The sequence below is a fragment of the Streptomyces sp. TOM-9 genome (assembly GCF_056858595.1).
Genome location: NZ_JBXEQB010000001.1, coordinates 3301519 through 3321926, shown reverse-complemented (window position 1 = coordinate 3321926; position 20408 = coordinate 3301519). Strand labels below are relative to the sequence as shown.

Here is a 20408-nt window from a genome sequence, read left to right as displayed (position 1 = left end):
GGGCGTCAGGCCCGGTTGACGCGACCCGCCACGGCGTGCCCGACGATCAGGTAGACCGCCGCCGGCAGACCGTAGTTCAGCAGGGTGCGCGCCCATGCGGATTGGGTGGAGAAGATGTCGTGGGCCCAGCCACCGAGCCAGGACGCCATGTCGTGGATCCACTCCACGAGGTCGTTCGCCCGGTTGGCGTCGAGGACCCACAGCACGATCCAAAGGATCAGGATGAATGCCGCCACGTCCGCGGCCACCATGATGATGGTGGCCGCCAGATTGCCGCGATAACGTCTGGACATACCTGCCGTCTTGCCCCGATCGGCGGACTGAAACGTGGCGGGCCGGCGCGCGCCTGACGCCCCGTACGGCCCTGTGCGGTGGCCGGTCCCCGGGGCCCGGGCGAGGATGCGATCACGCACCGCATCCCCCGGGAGTAACCGTCATGCCCTTGCGCCGCGCCCTGACCGCCCTCCTGCTCTCCGGCGTCCTCCTCGTGGTCCCCGCCTGCGGAGGCGACTCCGACGGGAGCGCGAGCGGCGGCACCGCGAGCCCCACCTCCTCCGTGCAGAAGCAGAAGCTCGCCAAGACCCGCTTCGTCGCCAACGCCGGACTGGCCGCCGGAGCGACCTACCAGTGGATCGTCAAGCCCTACCGCGAGGGCAAGTTCAAGAAGGACGCCGACGGCCGCAAGCTCACCCTGGTGAAGGCCGGCCTCGCCGGGGCCTTCGCCTACAACCGGCTCAAGGCCGCCTCGGAGAACGCCAAGGGCGACCCGACCCTGTCCAAGCTGGTGGCCCCGCTGACGGCGGGCATCGACTCGCTCAAGGATCTGCCGGCCAAGCTGCGCAGCGGCCAGGGCACGGACGACATCGTGGGCACCTTCCAGGACACCATCAGCGGCGTCAAGTCGGCCGGCGAGGGCGCCGGCGCCAAGGTCACCGACAAGGTGCCCTCGCTGTCCCAGCTCAGCGGCGGATGAGCTCGGCCAGCACCCGCAGGGTGGCCGGGTCGGGCGCGGTGACCAGCAGGTCGGTCACCGGGCCCGACCGCCACGCCTCCAGCCGCTCGGCGATCCTCCCGCGCGGGCCGACGAGCGAGATCTCGTCCGCGAAGGCGTCCGGCACCGCCGCCACCGCCTCCTCGCGCCGCCCGGCCAGGAACAGCTCCTGGATGCGCCGGGCCTCCTCCTCGTACCCCATCCTGGCCATCAGGTCGGCGTGGAAGTTGCGGGAGGCGGCGCCCATCCCGCCGATGTAGAAGCCGAGCATCGCCTTCACCGGCAGCAGCCCCTCCGCCGGGTCGTCGCACAGGTGGGCGCGCACCATCGGGGCGATCACGAACTCCTTCGGCGCGTCCGCCAGCGACGCCTCGTACACGTCCGTACGGAACGGCGACCAGTACAGCGGCAGCCAGCCGTCGGCGATGCGGGTGGTCTGGGCGATGTTCTTCGGTCCCTCGGCGCCCAGCAGGATCGGCAGGCCGGCCCGGAGCGGATGCGTGATCGGCTTGAGCGGCCTGCCGAGGCCCGTCGCGTCCGGCCCCGCGTACGGCAGCGGATGGAAGCGCCCGTCCAGCGCCACCGGGCCCTCGCGGCGCAGCACCTGCCGCACGACGTCCACGTACTCCCGGGTCGCGGTCAGCGGACTGCGCGGGAACGGCCTGCCGTACCAGCCCTCCACCACCTGCGGCCCCGACAGGCCGAGGCCCAGCACGACCCGGCCGCCGGAGAGGTGGTCCAGGGTCAGCGCGTGCATCGCGGTGGCGGTGGGGGAGCGGGCCGCCATCTGGGCGATGCCCGTGCCGAGCCGGATCCGGCTGGTGTGCGCGGCGATCCAGGTGAGCGGGGTGAACACGTCCGAGCCCCAGGCCTCGGCCGTCCACACCGAGTCGTAGCCGAGCCGCTCGGCCTCCTGCGCCAGGGCCAGGTGGTCGGGGGAGGGGCCGCGCCCCCAGTAGCCGAGGGCCAGACCGAGCCGCATGCGCGGGCCTCCTGCCGTATCTGACGGTACGTCAGCCGTACGGTACGGCAACCTCCCCCGCCCCGGAAGGGAAACAGCCGTGCCCCGGACCGGACGGCCCGGGGCACGGCTGGTGCGCGAGGAGCGGGGGATCAGCCGCGCTGGATGCCGCCGGCGTCCTGCAGGACGCCGCGCCGGCCGTCCTGGGTCTGCGCGACCAGGGTGGTGCCGCTCTGGTCCACCGCCAGGTACCAGGTGCCGGGGGTCAGTTCGGCGATCTGCCGGCCCGAACCGTCCTCCGCGTACAGCGGCCGCGCCACGGGCACCGCGAACCAGAAGGCCGTGAACTCCGCCGAGGGCTGGGCCTGCGGCTGCTGCTGGGGCTGCTGCTGTGCCTGCGGGTAGCCGTACTGCCCGCCGCCGAACGACGGGTCGGCCGGCGCGCCGTGCCCACCGGTCTGCCCCGGGTACCCGTAACCGCCCTGCTGCACGCCCGGGTACGGCTGGCCCTGCTGGCCGCCGTACGGCTGCGCCTGCTGGGGCTGCTGCGGCTTGGGAGCGGGCAGCAGCGGCGCCTTCAGCGCGGGCAGGCCCTGCAGGGTGAGCAGCATGGCGGCGGCGAGAGCGGCGGCGGCGACGAAGGAGAGGTAGGCGCCGGCGCCCAGCTCGAAGGCCTCGTTGCCGTTGAAGAGCGACCACAGGGCGTCCCAGGCGGCGGCCACCGACAGCACCGCGCCCCACTGGGCCAGGCCGATGCCGAGCACCTTGCGCCCCTCGGGCTGGAAACGCGAGGCCACGAACAGGCCGGCGGCGACCAGGCCCAGCAGGTGCACCGAGGGCAGCAGCGGGAACAGCTCGCTCTTCCAGGCGCTGACGGCGCACCCGTCCGCGTCGCAGTTCTTCGCGGCGTAGAAGTTCAGGAACGAGGCGATCAGCAGCAGCAGCGCCGCGCCGATCACCGCGCCGTCTCCTCGGGTGAGGGAGCGGTTATTCACTGGGGGTCCTTGTCAGTCGTCTCGTCATCGCTGTCGCAGGGCTGTTCCCCATCGTATGAGGACACGCGTCCGCGGCTGAGCCCGGCAGGGTCCCGGTGACAGGATCGGGACCTGATGGACACCGGTCGATCACTGCCTGCCCTGCAAATACGCCGTGATGCCGTCCGCGATGCCCTGGGCCGCCTTCTGCCGCCAGGCCGCGCTCTTCATCAGCTTCGCGTCCTTCGGGTCGCGCATGTTGCCGCACTCGATCAGCACCTTGGGCACGGTGCTGAGGTTGAGCCCGCCCAGATCGCTGCGGACGACCAGGCCCGTATCGCGGCCCACGTAGTTGGACGGCTTGGTGCCGGACGCCGTCGCGAAGTGGTTCTTCACGGCGGTGCCCAGCCGCTTGGAGGGCGCGACGATCTTGCGGGTGTCGGCGATGCCGCGGTGCACCGAGGCCGGGAGGATGACGTGGAAGCCGCGGTTGCCGGCCGCCGAACCGTCGCCGTGCACCGACACGACGGCGTCGGCCTTCGCCTTGTTGCCGATCCGGGCGCGCTCGTCGATGCACGGGCCGTACGCGCGGTTCCCGTCCTGCGTCAGCTTCACCGTGGCGCCGCGCGCCGCGAGCAGTGCCCTCACGCGCCGGGACACGTCCAGCGTGTACGAGGCCTCGGAGTACCCCGAGTTGGTCGCGGTGCCCGTGGTGTCGCACGCCTTGCGGCCGGTGCCGATGTTCACCAGGCGGTTGATCTCGCGGGTGTGCCGGCTGTTGCTCGTGTTGTGCCCCGGGTCGAGGACGACGACCTTCCCGGCGAGCGGCTTGGCGACGGACAGGGCCTTCGGCGCCGACGGCTGCTGCGACGCCGCGGCCGAGGGCGGCAGCGGCTGCGCGTTCAGCGAGAGGTCGGCGTTCTTACCGGCTGCCGGATCGCCCGACGCGGTCCACACGAGCCAGGCCGCCGCACAGGTCGGCACCAGCGCGGTCACGGCCACGGCGATGCGTGTCTTGGTCTTGAACACGTCAGCGATGCTATCCGCAGGCTCAGACTCCGGGGCCCGTACGCCGGAGTACGTGCAGGGAACCGGTCACCGAGAGCTCCTCGAACGAGCCCGACTCCAGCGCGCGCCGGTAGATCCGCCAAGGCGCCTGGCCGCCGTCGGCCGGGTCCGCGAACACGTCGTGGATCACCAGCAGGCCGTCCTGCGCGAGGTGCGGCGCCCACCCCTCGTAGTCGTTGCCGGCGTGCTCGTCGGTGTGCCCGCCGTCGATGAAGACCAGGGCGAGCGGCTTCCCCCACACCGCCGCGACCTGCGGGGAGCGGCCCACGACCGCGACCACGTGCTCCTCCAGCCCGGCGGCGTGCAGGGTGCGCCGGAAGGTGGGCAGGGTGTCCATCAGGCCGACCTCGGGGTCGACGAGCGCCGTGTCGTGGTACTCCCAGCCGGGCTGCTGCTCCTCGCTGCCGCGGTGGTGGTCGACGGTGACGGCGACGGTCTTGGCCTCGCGGGCGGCGGCGGCCAGCAGGATCGTGGAGCGGCCGCAGTACGTGCCGACCTCCAGCAGGGGCAGGCCCGGGAGGCGGGTGGCGGCGTCGGCGGCGGCCGCGTGGAGGGCGAGGCCCTCGTGGGTGGGCATGAAGCCCTTCGCGGCCTCGAAGGCGGCCAGTGCGTCCGCGGGGACGTCTGCGGGGGGTGGCGTGCTCATGCCCCCATCGTCCCCCACGCCTGCGGTCCCCGATGCGGGGGGTGACCCCCGCGGCCGGTTGTTGTGTGCGGCGCGGTTGTGGTTGCGGTCGGGGGTTTCCCCGCCGCAGGCGCAAGCAGCCCGCACACGACAACCGGGCCCCACAGAACGCACCCCGGGCAGACGGTCAGAGCCACCCGTTGTGGCGGGCCGTGCGCACCGCCTCCGCACGGTTCCGGGTGCCCGTCTTCCCGATGGCGGACGACAAATAATTCCGCACCGTCGACTCCGACAGATGCACCCGCGCCGCGATGTCCGCCACCGTCGCCCCGTCCGCCGCCGCGTTGAGCACGTCCTGCTCGCGCGGCGTCAGCGGACTGGGGCCCGTGCTGAGGGCGGCCGCGGCCAGGGCGGGGTCGATGACGCGGTGCCCGGCGAGGACGCGCCGGATCGCGGCGGCGAGGTCCTCGACGGGGCCGTCCTTGACCAGGAAGCCGGACGCCCCGGCCTCCATGGCGCGGCGCAGGTACCCGGGACGGCCGAACGTCGTGAGGATGAGTACCTTGCACTGCGGGAGCCGCTCGCGCAGTTCCGCGGCCGCGTCGAGCCCGCTGCGCCCGGGGAGCTCGATGTCGAGCAGGGCGACGTCGGGCCGGGCCTCCAGCGCCGTGGTGACGATCTCGTCCCCCGCGGCGACCTGCGCGACGACCTCGATGTCGTCCTCCAGGTTCAGCAGCAGGGAGAGCGCCCCGCGCATCATGCCCTGGTCCTCGGCCAGCAGGACCTTGATGGGGCTGCTCATACGGCCTGTTCCTCCTCCACCGGCAGTTCGGCGACGACCCGGAACCCGCCGCGGGGCGCGGGGCCGGTGCCGAGGGAACCGCCGGCCGCGGCCAGCCGCTCGGTGAGCCCCTTCAGGCCGGAGCCCGACCCGGGGGCCGAGCCTACGCCGCGGCCGTCGTCGGTGATCCGCAGGCGTACCTGCCCGTCGGCGCCGGCGAGCTCGATGACGCAGGTGGTGGCCCCGCTGTGCCGTACGACGTTGGTCACCCCCTCCCGTACCACCCAGCCGAGGAGGGCCTCGGTCTGCGAGGGCAGCGGCGGGCCGGACTCCTTGACGACGGCCTCGATCCCGGCCGCCGCCAGGGCCGAGCGGGCGCGGTCCAGCTCGGTGGAGAGGCTGCCCTCGCGGTAGCCGGTGACGGCCTCGCGGATCTCGGTGAGTGCCTGGCGCCCCACCGCCTCGATGTCGGCGACCTGGGCGAGGGCGGCGTCGAGGTCGCGCGCGGCGAGCCGGCGGGCGGCCTCGGCCTTGACGACGACCACGGAGAGGGTGTGCCCCAGCAGGTCGTGCAGGTCGCGGGAGAAGCGCAGCCGCTCCTCGGCGACGGCGTTGCGGGCCAGCTCCTGGCGGGTGGCGCGCAACTGGGTCACCGCGTCGAAGAGGGTGAGCATGGCCGCGGTCACCAGGCCGGAGATGAGGCTGCCGTACCCGATGGACACGCCGTCCCAGATGTCGCCGCTGCGCAGCCCGGAGACGATCCCGGCGGACAGCGCGAGGGCGACGAGGACGGGACCCATCCGCCGGCCGCGCACCACGATCCCCACGGCCAGCGACAGCAGCGGGAAGAACACCAGCCAGCTGCCGCCGTAGCCGATGGCGAGGGCGTAGGTGACGGCGGCCAGCGCGAGCAGGTACAGCCGGGGCGCCTTCCCGGCCGCGGCGCGCGGGTTGAGGGCGGTGAAGACGACCCCGATGTAGAGGGAGTTGAAGGCCAGCAGGCCGAGGCCGCCGAGCCAGGGGTTGGCGGCCTTGCCCTGCAGGAGGTGGGACAGGGCGCCCACGCCCATCAGCAGCCAGGGCAGGAAGGTGAAGCGGGTCGGGGGCTTGAGGTCCTCGATCTCCTCGGAGGCGGACCGGGTCACCCGCAGGTGCCGCCACCCGCGCCAGATGCGTGCCGGCAGCGGGGGCCGGGATTCCGTCGTGGTCGCCATGGCCGTCGTCTCCTCCTGCTCCACGGTTCCGGTGGGTTTCACGGGGTGCGTGCCGAGCGGCGGTAGGCGTACACGGCGTACGCGCCGAACAGGGCCGTCCAGGCGGCGAGCACGGCGACGGTACCCACCCGCGGGACCGCGCCGTCGGCGATGCTCCAGCCGAGCTGCCCGAAGCGGTGGGACGGGGTCCACTCGGAGACCGCCCGCAGCCAGCCGGGGAAGACGGACGAGGGGATCCACAGCCCGCCGACGACGGACAGGCCCAGGTTGCAGGCCATGTTCACCACGCCGGTGGTCTGCCCGGACAGCCGGTAGCCGTTGCCGAGGCCGAGCAGGGTGAAGGGGGCGGTGCCGACCCAGAGCAGCCCGCCGACCGCCGCCCACTGCCAGGGCTCCAGTTCGACGCCGTTGACGAGCCCGCCGGCCAGCAGGACGGCCAGGATGGCGGGCAGCACGGTGACCGAGCCGCTGATGCAGCGGCCGGTGACGACCAGCAGCGGCGACATGGGGGTGATCCGCAGCTGGCGCAGCCAGCCGAGGCCCTTGTCCTCCGCGACGCTGGACCCGGTGGACACCGCCGAGCCCAGCGCGCCGTACGCGGCCATGCCGATCATGGAGGCCAGCGCGATGGACTTGTCCTCCTCCGAGCCGCTGACCCCGAGGTTGGTGAAGAGCAGGTACATCATGACGGGCATGCCGACGCCGAAGATCACGAATCCGGCGTCGCGCAGGGTGCGGCGGATCTCCAGCGAGACGTAGGCGAGCAGCATCAGACCTTCTCCTCGGTGAGGGCGGCGGTGTCCGTGGCGGTGGCGGGGGTGGCGTCCTCGGCGGAGGACTGCGAGGTCAGGGAGAGGAACGCGTCCTCCAGGCTGGCGGCGGTCACCGTCAGGCCGCGGACCATGCCGCGGTCGGCGAGGGCGACGACGGTGGCGTCGGAGTCGGCGGAGCGCAGCAGGGCGCGGTCGCCGCGGACCTCCACGGTCACCACCCCGGGCAGTTGCCGCAGGCCCTCGGTGGGGGTCCCGGCCAGGTCGAAGGAGACGAGGTTGCCGCCGACGGCCCGCTTGATGCGCTCGCCGCTGTCGTCGGCGACGACACGGCCGCGGTCGATGACCACGATGCGGTCGGCGTTCTCGTCCGCCTCCTCCAGATAGTGGGTGGAGAACAGCACGGTGTTGCCGCGGGCCGCGTACGCCCGCATCGAGTCCCAGAAGGCGCGCCGGGCCTCGACGTCGAGGGCGGCGGTGGGCTCGTCCAGCACGATGAGCTCGGGGTTGCCGGCCAGGGCCACGGCGAAGCGGACCCGCTGCGCCTGGCCGCCGGAGAGCCGGTCGGCGCGGCGGCCGGCGACCTCGGTGAGGCCGGCCAGCTCCAGGGCTTCGGCCACGGGCATGGGGCGGGGGTAGGTGCGCGCCACGAAGGTGAGCAGCTCCCGTACGGTCACCCGGGGGATCGGCCGGCCGTCCTGCAGCATCGCGCCGATCCGGCCCGCGCGGACCGCCGTGTGCGGGGTGGTGCCGAAGAGCCTGACCTCGCCGCTGTCGGGTTCGTTGAGCCCGAGCAGCAGGCTGATCGTGGTGGACTTGCCCGCGCCGTTGCGGCCGAGCAGGGCGACGGACTCCCCCCGCCGGATCTCCAGGTCGACGCCGTCCACCGCGCGTACCGCGCCGAACGTCTTGACGGCCCTGGTGAAACTCACTGTCGTCGTCATGTCACTGACACTAGGGCCGCCGCCCCCCGCGGGGTCAGTGGGGAATGTACGGACCCGGGCAGGACAAATGTCACTACCGGCGGCTGTTCTGACGATGTATCAGCTATTCCCAGTGGCCGGGCGATGCGTTATACATGGGCTGGCTAGAACGCGTTCTAGTGCACGCCCTGGCGGGGCCGACGGTGCGGACGGCCGCGCCAGGGCCCACCGCGCAGCGAAGGAGCCGCCGGACATGCCGATCGACGTCGCCGCCGCCACCTCGGCCGAACCCCGCAGCGCCGAACTCGTCTGGGACCACAGGGACGTCATCCTCTACCACCTGGGCCTCGGCGCGAACACCCTGGGCTACGCCCTCGAAGGCCCCGGCCTGCAGGTCCTGCCCAGCTTCGCCACCGTCGCCGGCGGCTCGGTCGCCGCCGGGGAGGCGCGGGGCGGGCTGTCCCTGCCCGGCATCGAGATCGACCTCGCCGCCGTCCTGCACGGCGCGCAGCGCATCGAGGTGTACCGCCCGGTCCCCGTCCGCGGCCGGGCGCTGCAGACCTCGCGCGTCGCCGACGTCTACGACAAGGGCAAGGCCGCCGTCATCGTGCTGCGCCGCGAGGTCGCCGACGAGCAGGGACCGCTGTGGACCTCCGACGCGCAGATCTTCGTGCGCGGTGAGGGCGGCTTCGGCGGCGACCGCGGCCCCTCCGCCCGCACCGCACCGCCCGGTCGGGCCCCCGACCGCACCGTCCTGCGTGCCACTCGCGAGGACCAGGCGCTGCTCTACCGGCTCTCCGGCGACTGGAACCCGCTGCACGCCGACCCCGAGTTCGCCAAGCACGCCGGTTTCGACCGGCCCATCCTGCACGGCCTGTGCTCCTACGGCATCACGCTCAAGGCCGTCGTCGACACCCTGCTCGGCGACGACGCGGGCCGCGTACGGTCCTGCTCCACCCGCTTCGCCGGGGTCTTCTTCCCCGGCGAGACCCTGCGCATCCGGATGTGGTCAGAACAGGGCCGCGTCCTGGCGTCGGCGACCGCCGTCGAACGGGACGACGCGCCGGTCCTCGCCGACACCGTCGTCGAGTACTCGTAGGCCCCGGAGGGGAGAGGGGAACACCCATGCGCGCAGCGCTCCTGCAGGAGATCGGCCAGGACAAGCTCGAGGTCGTCGACGACATCGAGACGGTGGGCTTCGGCCCGGGCAAGGTGCGCATCCGGCTGCGGGCGACCGGGCTGTGCCACTCCGACCTGTCCGCCATGAGCGGCGTCCTGCCGCAGCCCGCGCCCTTCGTCCCCGGTCACGAGGGCGCCGGGGAGATCGTCGAGACCGGCGAGGGCGTCGAGGGCCTCACGGCCGGCGACCGGGTCCTGGTCTGCTGGCTCCCGGCTTGCGGCGCCTGCCCGGCCTGCCGGCGCGGCCAGTCCCACCTGTGCCTGGCCGGCTTCATGAACGCCGGTACGCCCAACTTCCGCCGCCCCGCCGGGGACGTCTTCGGCTTCGCCGGCACCGGCACCTTCGCCGAGGAGGTCGTGGTCTCCGCCTCCTGCGCCGTGCCCATCCCCGACGACCTGCCGTACGAGATCGCCGCCCTCATCGGCTGCGGCGTCACGACCGGCATCGGCGCCGCGCTGAACACCGCGCGGGTCACCCCCGGCTCGTCCGTCGCCGTCATCGGCTGCGGCGGCGTCGGCATCAGCGTCATCCAGGGCGCCCGCGCCTCCGGGGCCTCGGAGATCATCGCCGTCGACCCCGTGGAGTCCCGCCGCGACGCGGCCCTGCGCTTCGGCGCCACCGACGCGGTCGCCCCGGAGGAACTGGCCGACGCCAAGGCCCGGATCACCGGCGGCGAGGGCTTCGACTACGTCTTCGAGGTCGTCGGCCGCAGCGCCACGGCCCGCACGGCCTACGAGACCACCCGCCGCGGCGGGACGCTCTGCGTCGTCGGCGCCGGGGCGATGGACGACCTCCTGCAGATCAACATGTTCGAGCTCTTCTTCGACGAGAAGCGCATCCTGCCCTCCCTCTACGGCGGCGGCGACGTCCTGCGGTCCTACGACCGCGTCATCCGCCTCTGGCGCGCCGGACGCGTGGACCTGGAGGGGCTCATCACCCACCGCGTACGGCTCGACCAGATCAACGAGGCCGTCGACCAGATGCGCAGCGGTGAGGCGCTGCGCACCTGCATCGCGGTCTGACACCAGGGCTGGAGAAGGCATGGGCGTGCTGGACGGCAGGACGGCGATCGTGACGGGGGCCGGACGCGGCCTGGGCCGTGCAGAGGCGCTGGAACTGGCGCGGCTGGGCGCCAACGTGGTCGTCAACGACTACGGGCAGCCCGGCCGCGACGGCTCCGGCGCGGCGTCGGCGACCCCCGCGGACGAGGTCGTCGCCGAGATCGCCGCCGCCGGCGGCCACGCGGTGGCGCACCACGGGGACGTCGCCGACTTTGGGCAGGCTCAGGAACTGGTCGGGCTGGCGGTCGGCACGTACGGGGCCCTCGACATCCTGGTCAACAACGCGGGGATCCTGCGGGACCGGATGGTCTTCTCGATGACCGAGGACGAGTGGGACTCCGTCGTCCGGGTCCACCTCAAGGGGCACTTCGCCACCACCCGGTTCGCCGCCGCCCACTGGCGCGAGCGCGCCAAGACGACGGACGCCCCGGTCTACGGCCGGGTCGTCAACACCTCGTCCGAGGCGTTCCTCGCCGGCTCGGCCGGCCAGCCCAACTACGCGGCCGCCAAGGGCGGCATCGTCGGCCTCACCTCGTCGACGGCCGCCGCCCTCGGCAGGTACGGCGTACGCGTCAACGCCATCTGCCCCCGGGCGCGCACGCGGATGACCGAGGACGTCTTCGCGGGCCTCGGGCGGCCCGGGGACGGGCCGGACCCGCTGGGGGTGGAGCATGTCGCCCCGCTCGTCGGCTACTTGGCGTCACCGGCGGCCGACCGGATCACCGGTCAGCTGTTCGTCGTGCACGGCGGGATGGTGGCGGTGATGGACCGCCCCCGCGTCGCGGCGAGGTTCGACACCGCCAAGGAGGCGTTCACCCACGACGAGCTGGACGACCTGCTCACCCCGTACTGGGCGGGCCGTGACCCCGGTGACACCTTCGCCGCCACCGACGTCCTGGCCCTGCGCCACGGGGGCTGAACCGGGCCCTCCGGGCTCCGGGCCCGTCAGACCTCCATGGCGGGGGGCCCGGAGGGGCGGCGGTGGCGGCCGTGCGGCGCCTGGACCACCTGGGCGTTGTCGTCTTGGGCGGAAGCCGTACCGCGGTGGCGGCCGGCGTGCCGGCCCTCGGCGGAACCGTCCTCGAGGCGGGCCTCGGCGGCGGTGTCGTGTCGGGCATCGGACATGAGGAAACTCCCCGTGACTAGCGTGCAAGGTGCGCGGAACGCCGCAGGAGTTTACCGATTCAAGATCCTGTGGCCAGCGGCGCCTTCTGCAACGGGAGCACAGGGCTGGTCCTGGCCGCCTCCGGGACGTCCGCGGGAGCGCCCTCCGCCGCGCCCCCCGGCGGGGGCGGCACGGGCACCGCGGGCGGCGCCTGGTACTCCACCGTGCCGCACGGGCAGTGCGTGCAGGCGTACGGCAGGCGCAGCACCCCGCGGTCCGACCACAGGCCGGCCCCGGGCAGCCAGCCCTCCGGGGCCGACAGCCAGGTGGTACGGCGTTCCCCGGGCCGCCAGACCGCCAGCGACGTGCCGTGCGGGCCGTCCGCGCGCAGTGCCACCGCGCACGCCTCGGGCATCAGCACCTGGCCGGGCTGCGCCGCGAACGGGGTGAGCACCGCGTCCGGGACACGCAGGCACTCGGCGAACCGCAGGGGCCGCCGGCTGCCCAGGACGCCCCAGCCGATGCGGTCCTCGCCGGTGGCGTCGGTGCGCACTATCAGCAGCCCGCTGTCCGGCTCCGCGAGCAGCAACCGGTCGTTGCTCCCCTCGGTGATCTGCAGCAGCGGGCTGACCGCCCCGGCCCGCTCCAGGTCGACGGCGACCGTCTTGACCGTCCCCTCCGCCTCGCGGTCCAGCGCGAGCAGCCGGCCCGCCCGGTCCAGCCACGCGCCGCCCCCGCAGCGGCCCGGGACCTCCGCCAGCCGGCGCGGCCGCAGGTCCCGGTCGTCGTGCACGAGCCACACCGCCGACACCTCGCGCACCGGGTCGTAGGTGAGCGCGTACGCCTCGCCGGAGGCGACCGGGGGCAGCAGCCGCGCCTCCGCGTCCCCGCCCGGCAGCGAGCCGACGATCAGTTCGCCGGTCCCGGGACCGGTCGGGTAGAGCAGGGCGAGGTCGTACCGGTCGGCGACCCGGCGGCGGATGAGCACGCGGCCGTCGGGCAACGGCAGGACCTCGGAGCACTGTTCCTCGGGCTGGTTGCCGGGCAGGGGCACGGTGTACGGCTCGGGCCCGCCGAGCGTCCAGCGCTCGGGGTACCAGCCGTCACCCCCGTCGGGTGCCTGGGCCAGGCAGGCGGCGTAGGAGCCGTCCGCGGCGATCGTGAACCCGGCCCGTCGCACGGTGGTGGTCTCGGTGGCGCAGGCTGTCATGGTGTGGCTCACCTCCGGGCCACGACGCTAGTTTTCGCACGCCCGGGCGTCCGACACGAGTTGGTGGTCTTCACACATAAGGGTGGCTCTCGTCCCGTTCCGTCGGACTTCGGATGCTCGGTGTGCTCATGACCAGCCCGGGATTCCGGCCGCCCGCCACCGGCGCGGTAACCTCGACCCGTGCCGAAACTGTCCGACGTCATCGCCGCCCTCGAAGCCCTCTGGCCTCCGGCATGGGCCGAGCAGTGGGATGCCGTCGGTCTCGTCTGCGGGGACCCGGACGCGGAGGTCGGTCGGGTCCTGTTCGCCGTCGACCCTGTCCGGGAGGTCGTCGAGGAGGCGATCGCCACCGGCGCCGACCTGCTGGTCACGCACCACCCGCTCTACCTGCGCGGGACGACGACGGTCGCGGCGACCGGCTTCAAGGGCCGCGTCGTGCACACCCTGATCAAGAACGACGTCGCGCTGCACGTGGCGCACACCAACGCCGACCGGGCCGACCCCGGGGTCTCCGACGCCCTCGCCGAGGCCGTCGGCCTGCGGGTCACCGGACCCCTCGTGCCCGACCCCGCCGACCCGGCCGGCCGCCGCGGCCTCGGCCGGATCGGCGAGCTGCCCGAGCCGATGACGCTGGCGGAGTTCGCCCGCCGTGCGGCGGCCGGCCTGCCGGCCACCGCGACCGGACTGCGCGTCGCGGGCGACCCGGAGCGGCAGGTCCGCACCGTGGCGGTGTGCGGCGGCTCCGGCGACAGCCTCTTCGACGACGTACGCAGGGCCGGGGTGGACGTCTACCTCACCGCCGACCTGCGCCACCACCCGGCGTCCGAGGCGCAGCAGGCGGGTCCGCCCGCGCTCGTCGACGCCGCCCACTGGGCCACCGAATGGCCCTGGTGCGAGCAGGCCGCGCGCCGGCTCGACGAGGTCTGCGAACGGCACGGCTGGGCACTGCGCACGTACGTTTCGCGCGCCGTCACCGACCCGTGGACGGCCCACGCCCCGGCACTTCCCCTTGACGAACCCACGACCTCAGGAGCCCCCCGCTGAAAGCCGCGCCCGCAGACCAGATCCGACTGCTTGAGGTCCAGGCCCTCGACGCGCGTCTCGCGCAGCTGGACCACAAGCGCATCAACCTTCCCGAGCACGCGGAGATCGAGCGCCTGAACTCCGACGTGACCCAGCTGCGCGACCTGCTGGTCGCCGCCCAGACCGAGGAGAGTGACACCGCCCGCGAGCAGACCAAGGCCGAGCAGGACGTGGACCAGGTGCGCAAGCGCGCCGTCCGCGACCAGGAGCGGCTGGACTCCGGCGCGGTCTCCTCCCCCAAGGACCTGGAGAACCTGCAGCGCGAGATCGCCTCGCTCGCCAAGCGGCAGAGCGACCTCGAGGACGTCGTCCTGGAGGTCATGGAGCGCCGCGAGGGCCTGCAGGAGCGGGTCCAGGAGCTGACCGGGCGCCTGGAGTCCGTGCAGGCCAAGGCCGGCGAGTCCACGGAGCGCCGCAGCGTGGTGCTGCAGGAGATCGACGCCGAGGGCTCCACGGTCACCAAGGAGCGCGAGATCATCGCCGGTTCGGTCCCCGCCGACCTGCTGAAGCTCTACGACAAGCTGCGCGGCCAGTCCGGCGGCGTCGGCGCCGCCCGGCTCTACCAGAAGCGCTGCGAGGGCTGCCGGCTGGAGCTGAACATCACCGAGCTCAACGAGGTGCGGGCGGCCGCCGCCGACGAGGTCGTGCGCTGCGAGAACTGCCGCCGCATCCTCGTCCGCACCCCCGAGTCGGGCCTGTAATGGCCCGTACGTTGGTGGTGGAGGCCGACGGCGGGTCCCGGGGCAACCCGGGACCGGCCGGGTACGGCGCCGTCGTCTGCGACGGCGCCACGGGTGAAGTGCTCGCCGAGGCCGCCGAGTTCATCGGCCGGCACACCAACAACGTCGCCGAGTACCGGGGCCTGATCGCCGGGCTGCGCGCAGCGCGCGCGATCGACCCGCAGGCCCGGGTACGGGTGCGGATGGACTCCAAGCTGGTCGTCGAGCAGATGTCCGGCCGCTGGAAGATCAAGCACCCGGACATGCGGCCGCTGGCCGCAGAGGCGAAGACCGTCCTGCCGGCGGAGCAGGTCAGCTACGAGTGGATCCCGCGCGAGAAGAACAAGCACGCCGACCGGCTCGCCAACGAGGCGATGGACGCCGGCAAGCGCGGCGAGCAGTGGGAGCCCGGCCGCTCCTCCGCGGCGCTGGTCACCGCCGCCACCGAGCCCGAACCGGTGGACGAGGCCGTGGACGAGGCCCCCAAGGCCCCGCCCGTCGGCTGGGCGGCGGCGGCCGACCTCGGCACGCCCACCACCTTCGTCCTACTGCGGCACGGCGAGACTCCGCTCACCGCGGACAAGCGCTTCTCCGGCAGCGGCGGCGACGACCCGGAGCTCTCGGAGAAGGGCCTCTGGCAGGCCCGGCGCGCCGCCGACACCCTCGGCGCCCGCGGCACCGTCCAGGCCGTCGTCACCTCGCCTCTGGCGCGCTGCCGGCAGACCGCCCAGGCCGTCGCGGACCGGCTCGGCCTCGACGTACGCGTCGACGAGGGGCTGCGCGAGACCGACTTCGGCGCCTGGGAGGGGCTCACCTTCGCCGAGGTGAAGGAGCGCTACCCGGACGAACTCGACGCCTGGCTCGGCTCGGCCAAGGCCGCCCCGCCCGGCGGGGAGAGCTTCGCCGCCGTCGCCCGCCGGGTCTCCCTCGCCCGGGACAAGCTCCTCGCCCGTCACCCCGGCCGCACGGTCCTGCTGGTCACCCACGTCACCCCGATCAAGACCCTGGTCCGCCTCGCCCTGGGCGCCCCGCCGGAGTCGCTGTTCCGGATGGAGCTGTCGCCGGCGGCGCTGTCGGCGGTGGCGTACTACGGGGACGGGAACGCGTCGCTGCGGCTGCTCAACGACACGTCACACCTGCGCTGACGCACGCAGCGCGGCCGCCTCGTGGGCGAGCCGCTCCACCCGGTCCCAGTCGCGGTCCCGCAGGGCCTCCTGCGGGACCATCCAACTGCCGCCCACGCAGGCGACGTTGGGCAGCGCCAGATACGCCGGCGCGCGCTCCGCGTCGATGCCGCCGGTCGGGCAGAACCGGACGTCAGGCAGCGGGGCGGCCAGCGCCCCGAGGTACGCCGTGCCGCCGGCCGCCTCCGCGGGGAAGAACTTCAGTTCGGTCACGCCGCGTTCGGCCAGGGCGACCACCTCGGAGGCGGTCGACACGCCGGGCAGGAACGGCAGCCCGGACGCGGTCATCGCGTCCAGCAGGCCCGCCGTCCACCCCGGGCTCACCAGAAACCGCGCCCCGGCCCGCGCCGCCGCCCCCACCTGCTCCGCCCGCACCACGGTCCCGGCCCCCACGACCGCCTCGGGCACCTCGCGGGCCGCCGCGGCGATCGCCTCCAGCGCGGCGGGCGTCCGCAGCGTGATCTCCACCGCGGTCAACCCCCCGCGGACCAGCGCCCGGACGAGCGGGGCCGCGTCGGCGGGGTCGTCCACCGTCAGCACGGGGATCACGGGGGCGGCGGGGGCGAGATTCAGCACCGTGGCATCGTGCCGCCCCCGTGCGGCCCCCGCAACGTGCGTTGCGTCCCGTGCAACGGGGTGCCCCTTGCGGCCTGTTGTTGTGTGCGGCGCCGTTGCGCCTGCGGTTTCTCCCTCGCCCTCCCGCCCGATTGCCCGGCGCGGTCAGTGACCGCCTCGCGCGGTCGTTGTGGGGCCGGTGCCGCGCCGCCCGCCCTCCCCCAGCCTTCGGCCGGGGGACCCCATGGGCGCACCCCGCCTGCCCCCTCCTGCCGGTTGAGGCGACTAACGGCCGGTGGGGGTGAGAAGGCGGTCCGGGGTTGCCGCAAGTGCCCCACTCACCCCCCACCGGCCGTCATGCGCCCCGACAACGGGAGGGGGTGTGGCGGGGTGCGCCCATGGGGGTCCCCCCGGCCGAAGGCTGGGGGAGACGAGCGGCGAACGCGGTGCCGAACGATGTAGGCGTAAACCGCGAGCGCTGTGGGGGTCCCCCCGGCCGAAGGCTGGGGGAGTGCGCCGGCGCGGCCCCGACCCAGGCACACGTTGCGCAGGCCCGCACTGACCGCGCCGGGCAATCGGGCGGGAGGGCGGGGGATGCCCGCCGCAGGCGCAAACAACCCGCACACAACAGCGAGCCGCAACCACAACCCACCCGCACAAGAACTCAGTGGACGTCCGTCACCAACACGTCGAGGCGGCCGGGCCCAGCCACTTCCACCGTGAAGCCCAGGTCGCGCAGGGCCGTGACGAGCGCGTCGGGGTTCTCGGGGCGCGCCCCGGACTCCAGGAGGGCCCGCACGATCCGCCCCTTGGTCGCCTTGTTGAAGTGGCTGACGACCTTCCGCGTCTCCGCCTGCACCACCCGCACCGTCGCCGTGCGCCCCGCGAGCGCGCTGCGCGGGGCCGGTTTCCACGCCGCCCCGTACGCCGAGGACCGCAGGTCCAGGAGCAGGCCCCCGCCCGCGGCCTCCGCGGCGTCCGGGAGGGCCTCGGCGAGGTGCGTGCGCCAGTACGTGGCGAGCGACCCGAGGGCCGGCAGCTTCACGCCCATCGAGCAGCGGTACGCGGGGATCGCGTCCCGGACGCCGACCGCGCCCCACAGCCCGGAGAAGACCAGCAGCGAGCGGGCGGCCCGGCGCCGGGCGGCGGCGTCCAGGGTGTCCAGGCCGAGGGCGTCGTAGAGCACGCCGGTGTAGATCTCGCCCGCGGGCCGGGTGCGCGCCTCGCGCAGCCCCGCGTTGCGGGCGATCTCGCCGCGCAGTCCGGGGCTGAGCCCGAGCACGTCCGCGGCCTTGTCCTCGTCGCCGCCCGCGCAGAGCCCGACGAGTTCGTCCAGCACCGTCGCGCGGGCCGTGGTGAGCCCGGGCAGGGAGAGGGAGCCCAGGTCGACGGCGGGGCCGGTGCCGTCGGTGGCCTTGCCCTCGGACGGCGGTAGCAGGACGAGCACTGTTGTTCTCCTTCACGTTTCCCCGGTGCAGTGCAGCCTACGACCGCCCGACTTAGGCTCGCTCCATGCCTCGTCGTCCCCTGCGCGTCACCACCGCCGACGGAGTCCGGTTGAGGTCCGCGCTGGATGCGCTCCGCGCGGACCTGCACGTGCGGCGGGACTTCCCGGCGAACGTCCTCGCGGAGGCAGAGGAGGCGGCGCGCGATCCCCGGCTGCCCGTGTACGACGCCACCGACGTGCCGTTCTTCACCGTCGACCCGCCCGGGTCGCTCGACCTCGACCAGGCGATGCACCTCGCCGTGCGCGAGGGCGGCCGCGGCTACCGGGTGTCGTACGCGATCGCCGACGCCGCCGCCTTCGTCACGCCCGGGGGCGCGCTGGACGCCGAGGCGCACCGGCGCGTGCAGACGCTGTACTTCCCCGACGTCCGGGTGCCCCTGCACCCGCCGGTGCTCGGCGAGGGGGCGGCCAGCCTGCTGGCCGGGCAGGACCGGCCCGCCGTGCTGTGGCGGATCGACCTCGACGCGGACGGGGCGGTCACCGACGTCGACGTCCGCCGGGCGCTCGTCCGCAGCCGCGCCCGGCTGGACTACGCGGGCGTGCAGCACGCGATCGACGCCGGCACCGCCGAGGAGCCCGTGGCGCTGCTCCGTACCGTCGGCCGGCTGCGCGAGGAGCAGGAGAGGGCCCGCGGCGGCATCTCCCTGAACGTGCCCGAGCAGGAGGTCGTGGAGCTCGACGGCGGCTACGCCCTGCGGTACCGGGCGCCGCGCCCCGTCGACGCCTGGAACGCCCAGATCTCCCTGCTCACGGGCATGGTCGCCGCCGGCGTCATGCTCCGCTCCGGCACCGGCATCCTCCGTACGCTCCCGCTCGCCCCGCACGGGGAGGTGGCCAGGCTGCGCAGGGTCGCCGCGGCGCTGCGCATCGACTGGCCGCACATGACCTCGTACGCCGAGCTCGTCCGCACCCTGGACCCGGAGCGCACCACCCACGCGGCGTTCCTGCACGAGGCGACGAGCCTGTTCCGCGGCGCCGACTACACGCCCTTCTGGCCCGGCCACCCCGCCGAGCCGGCCGTGCACGCCGCCGTCGCCGAGGCGTACACGCACTGCACCGCGCCCCTGCGGCGCCTCGTCGACCGCTACGCCGCCGAGTTCTGCCTGGCCGCGGTGGCCGGCCAGGAGCCGCCGGAGTGGGTCGCGGCGGCGTTCCGTGACCTGCCCCGCGACATGCGCGGCGGATCGCACTTCGCGGGGACCATCGAGAGCGCCTCCCTCGACCTCGTCGAGGCGGCCCTGCTCAAGGACCGCGTCGGCGAGGTCTTCGACGCCTACGTCATCGACATCAAGGACTCCGACCCGACCTCCGGCACGGTCCACCTGCGCGACCCGGCCGTCGTCGCCCGCGTCCGCGGCGGCACCGCACCCCTCCCGCTCGGCGAGCCGCTCCCGGTCCGCCTGACGCAGGCCGACCCCGGCCGCCACACGGTGCTTTTCACCCCGGCATAACTCCGTGTGCCACGATCGGGTGAGAGGCCTCCGTACGGATCTGTGACCACCCCCGGATCCCTACGCTCGCTGCCGGACCAGGAAGGGGCGCGATGACCGCCATGCCGCACGAGCCGCTGTCACAGAACTTCTCCTGGAGGGCTTCCTGGCGCTGGAGACCCCGGAGGGTTTCCGGGCCGAGCTGATCGAGCGGGAAATCGTCGTGACTCCGCCGCCGTCCCCGCGGCACGAGAGGAACATCAGCCGGTTCGTCCGGCAGGTGATGCACAGCTCGGCAACCGACATGGACTTCGCCGGCAATTGCGGCCTGGAGGTCCCACGGGGTGGACTGTGCCCGCGCAATCACCTGATCCCGGACGTGACGTTCGCGCCGCTGGAGCTCGACCTCTTCGACGACAGACCCGAGCGGGACCGTGGGACCAAGCGCCACTGCTACGCCAAGGGCGCCATCGCGCTGTACCTGCTGATCGATCGTGAGAACGCCGCCGTGACGCTGTTCGCCGAGCCGGCGGACGAAGATTACCGGCAGCACTGCCGGGTGCCTGTGGGCAAGTCGATCCCGCTTCCCGCGCCGTTCTCCTTCGACCTCGACACCTCTGAGTTCGGCTGACCGTCCCGTCGACTACGATGGTCGCCACGGCAGACGAGCCGAGCGGGCGGCCGCGTCAGGACCCTGGTCCTGCCGAGGAACGTCCGGGCTCCACAGGGCAGGGTGGTGGGTAACGCCCACCCGGGGTGACCCGCGGGACAGTGCCACAGAAAACAGACCGCCGGGGCCGCAAGGCTCCCGGTAAGGGTGAAACGGTGGTGTAAGAGACCACCAGTGCCCAGGGTGACCTGGGCAGCTAGGTAAACCCCACCCGGAGCAAGGTCAAAAGGGGCCGTCGTGAGACGGCCCTGCGCGGACGATCGAGGGCTGCCCGCCCGAGTCCGCGGGTAGACCGCACGAGGCCGGCGGCAACGCCGGTCCTAGATGGATGGCCGTCGCCCGGCCGGCCGCGAGGCCGACCGGGGACAGAACCCGGCGTACAGCTCGACTCGTCTGC

Annotated in this window: 21 protein-coding genes, 1 other RNA gene and 1 pseudogene; 10 read left to right on the top strand and 13 right to left on the bottom strand. The window is 73.9% G+C overall.

The features are described from left to right. Window positions 1-5: 5 nt before the first annotated feature. On the bottom strand, window positions 6-293 hold the full coding sequence (locus AC1VWI_RS15545; protein WP_499511603.1) for a hypothetical protein: 288 nt from the start codon (window positions 291-293) through the stop codon (window positions 6-8). 143 nt (window positions 294-436) lie between these two features. Here AC1VWI_RS15545 and AC1VWI_RS15540 point away from each other — a divergent pair, with 143 nt between their 5' ends. Beyond that, entirely contained in the window at window positions 437-973 is a 537-nt protein-coding gene (locus tag AC1VWI_RS15540) for a hypothetical protein (protein WP_499511602.1), read from the top strand. On the opposite strand, the gene AC1VWI_RS15535 is transcribed toward AC1VWI_RS15540, so the two are convergent. The 8 genes from AC1VWI_RS15535 to AC1VWI_RS15500 form a co-directional block, all read right to left on the bottom strand. After that, window positions 960-1973 carry an LLM class F420-dependent oxidoreductase gene (locus tag AC1VWI_RS15535; protein ID WP_499511601.1) on the bottom strand — a complete coding sequence of 338 codons (1014 nt, stop codon included), beginning with the start codon at window positions 1971-1973 and terminating at the stop codon, window positions 960-962. The genes AC1VWI_RS15540 and AC1VWI_RS15535 overlap by 14 nt on opposite strands. A gap of 131 nt (window positions 1974-2104) precedes the next feature. Beyond that, complete coding sequence (locus AC1VWI_RS15530) at window positions 2105-2947, bottom strand: DUF5336 domain-containing protein (RefSeq protein ID WP_499511600.1); 843 nt, start codon at window positions 2945-2947, stop codon at window positions 2105-2107. A gap of 129 nt (window positions 2948-3076) precedes the next feature. After that, entirely contained in the window at window positions 3077-3955 is an 879-nt protein-coding gene (locus AC1VWI_RS15525) for an N-acetylmuramoyl-L-alanine amidase (protein ID WP_499511599.1), read from the bottom strand. A gap of 22 nt (window positions 3956-3977) precedes the next feature. Further along, window positions 3978-4640: a class I SAM-dependent methyltransferase gene (locus tag AC1VWI_RS15520; RefSeq protein WP_499511598.1), complete on the bottom strand. Its 663-nt coding sequence runs from the start codon at window positions 4638-4640 to the stop codon at window positions 3978-3980. A gap of 166 nt (window positions 4641-4806) precedes the next feature. Beyond that, window positions 4807-5421, bottom strand: a complete 615-nt coding sequence (locus AC1VWI_RS15515; protein WP_499511597.1) for a response regulator — start codon at window positions 5419-5421, stop codon at window positions 4807-4809. After that, window positions 5418-6614 (bottom strand): sensor histidine kinase, encoded by a 1197-nt coding sequence (locus AC1VWI_RS15510; protein WP_499511596.1) that lies wholly within the window; start codon window positions 6612-6614, stop codon window positions 5418-5420. Before AC1VWI_RS15510 ends, AC1VWI_RS15515 begins: the two co-directional genes overlap by 4 nt. A gap of 38 nt (window positions 6615-6652) precedes the next feature. Beyond that, window positions 6653-7384: an ABC transporter permease gene (locus tag AC1VWI_RS15505; RefSeq protein WP_499511595.1), complete on the bottom strand. Its 732-nt coding sequence runs from the start codon at window positions 7382-7384 to the stop codon at window positions 6653-6655. Beyond that, complete coding sequence (locus tag AC1VWI_RS15500; RefSeq protein ID WP_499516816.1) at window positions 7384-8316, bottom strand: ABC transporter ATP-binding protein; 933 nt, start codon at window positions 8314-8316, stop codon at window positions 7384-7386. Before AC1VWI_RS15500 ends, AC1VWI_RS15505 begins: the two co-directional genes overlap by 1 nt. Before the next feature lie 244 nt (window positions 8317-8560). On the opposite strand from AC1VWI_RS15500, the gene AC1VWI_RS15495 reads away from it, so the two are divergent. The 3 genes from AC1VWI_RS15495 to AC1VWI_RS15485 are packed head-to-tail and all read left to right on the top strand — an operon-like array spanning window position 8561 to window position 11467. After that, window positions 8561-9406, top strand: coding sequence for a MaoC/PaaZ C-terminal domain-containing protein (locus AC1VWI_RS15495; protein ID WP_499511594.1), 846 nt, complete (start codon window positions 8561-8563; stop codon window positions 9404-9406). Between the two features lie 26 nt (window positions 9407-9432). Continuing rightward, window positions 9433-10509, top strand: coding sequence for a Zn-dependent alcohol dehydrogenase (locus tag AC1VWI_RS15490; protein ID WP_499511593.1), 1077 nt, complete (start codon window positions 9433-9435; stop codon window positions 10507-10509). Window positions 10510-10528: 19 nt separating this feature from the next. Then, window positions 10529-11467 (top strand): 3-oxoacyl-ACP reductase, encoded by a 939-nt coding sequence (locus AC1VWI_RS15485; protein ID WP_499511592.1) that lies wholly within the window; start codon window positions 10529-10531, stop codon window positions 11465-11467. A gap of 26 nt (window positions 11468-11493) precedes the next feature. Here AC1VWI_RS15485 and AC1VWI_RS15480 read toward each other — a convergent pair whose 3' ends face one another. Beyond that, window positions 11494-11673: a hypothetical protein gene (locus tag AC1VWI_RS15480; protein WP_499511591.1), complete on the bottom strand. Its 180-nt coding sequence runs from the start codon at window positions 11671-11673 to the stop codon at window positions 11494-11496. A 59-nt stretch (window positions 11674-11732) separates the two neighbouring features. Then, window positions 11733-12863, bottom strand: a complete 1131-nt coding sequence (locus AC1VWI_RS15475; RefSeq protein WP_499511590.1) for a hypothetical protein — start codon at window positions 12861-12863, stop codon at window positions 11733-11735. A 180-nt stretch (window positions 12864-13043) separates the two neighbouring features. Between AC1VWI_RS15475 and AC1VWI_RS15470 the strand changes: the two genes are divergently transcribed. From AC1VWI_RS15470 to AC1VWI_RS15460, 3 genes are read left to right on the top strand one after another with little or no spacing between them, the layout of a single operon-like run. Next, window positions 13044-13907: a Nif3-like dinuclear metal center hexameric protein gene (locus tag AC1VWI_RS15470; protein WP_499511589.1), complete on the top strand. Its 864-nt coding sequence runs from the start codon at window positions 13044-13046 to the stop codon at window positions 13905-13907. Beyond that, complete coding sequence (locus AC1VWI_RS15465) at window positions 13904-14647, top strand: zinc ribbon domain-containing protein (protein WP_499516815.1); 744 nt, start codon at window positions 13904-13906, stop codon at window positions 14645-14647. Before AC1VWI_RS15470 ends, AC1VWI_RS15465 begins: the two co-directional genes overlap by 4 nt. After that, window positions 14647-15810 carry a bifunctional RNase H/acid phosphatase gene (locus AC1VWI_RS15460; RefSeq protein WP_499511588.1) on the top strand — a complete coding sequence of 388 codons (1164 nt, stop codon included), beginning with the start codon at window positions 14647-14649 and terminating at the stop codon, window positions 15808-15810. The genes AC1VWI_RS15465 and AC1VWI_RS15460 overlap by 1 nt, the downstream gene beginning before the upstream one ends. On the opposite strand, the gene eda is transcribed toward AC1VWI_RS15460, so the two are convergent. Next, a complete protein-coding gene (gene eda, locus AC1VWI_RS15455; RefSeq protein ID WP_499511587.1) occupies window positions 15796-16425 on the bottom strand; it encodes a bifunctional 4-hydroxy-2-oxoglutarate aldolase/2-dehydro-3-deoxy-phosphogluconate aldolase in 630 nt (209 codons plus the stop codon). The genes AC1VWI_RS15460 and eda overlap by 15 nt on opposite strands. Window positions 16426-17068: 643 nt before the next feature. Beyond that, window positions 17069-17851 (bottom strand): peroxide stress protein YaaA, encoded by a 783-nt coding sequence (gene yaaA, locus AC1VWI_RS15450; RefSeq protein ID WP_499511586.1) that lies wholly within the window; start codon window positions 17849-17851, stop codon window positions 17069-17071. A 65-nt stretch (window positions 17852-17916) separates the two neighbouring features. Between yaaA and AC1VWI_RS15445 the strand changes: the two genes are divergently transcribed. From AC1VWI_RS15445 to rnpB, 3 genes and pseudogenes are all read left to right on the top strand, one after another. Next, on the top strand, window positions 17917-19362 hold the full coding sequence (locus tag AC1VWI_RS15445) for an RNB domain-containing ribonuclease (RefSeq protein WP_499511585.1): 1446 nt from the start codon (window positions 17917-17919) through the stop codon (window positions 19360-19362). A gap of 92 nt (window positions 19363-19454) precedes the next feature. Further along, a pseudogene (locus AC1VWI_RS15440) lies at window positions 19455-19972 on the top strand (Uma2 family endonuclease). A gap of 34 nt (window positions 19973-20006) precedes the next feature. Next, window positions 20007-20407, top strand: an RNA gene (gene rnpB, locus AC1VWI_RS15435) — RNase P RNA component class A. Window position 20408 lies beyond the last annotated feature (1 nt).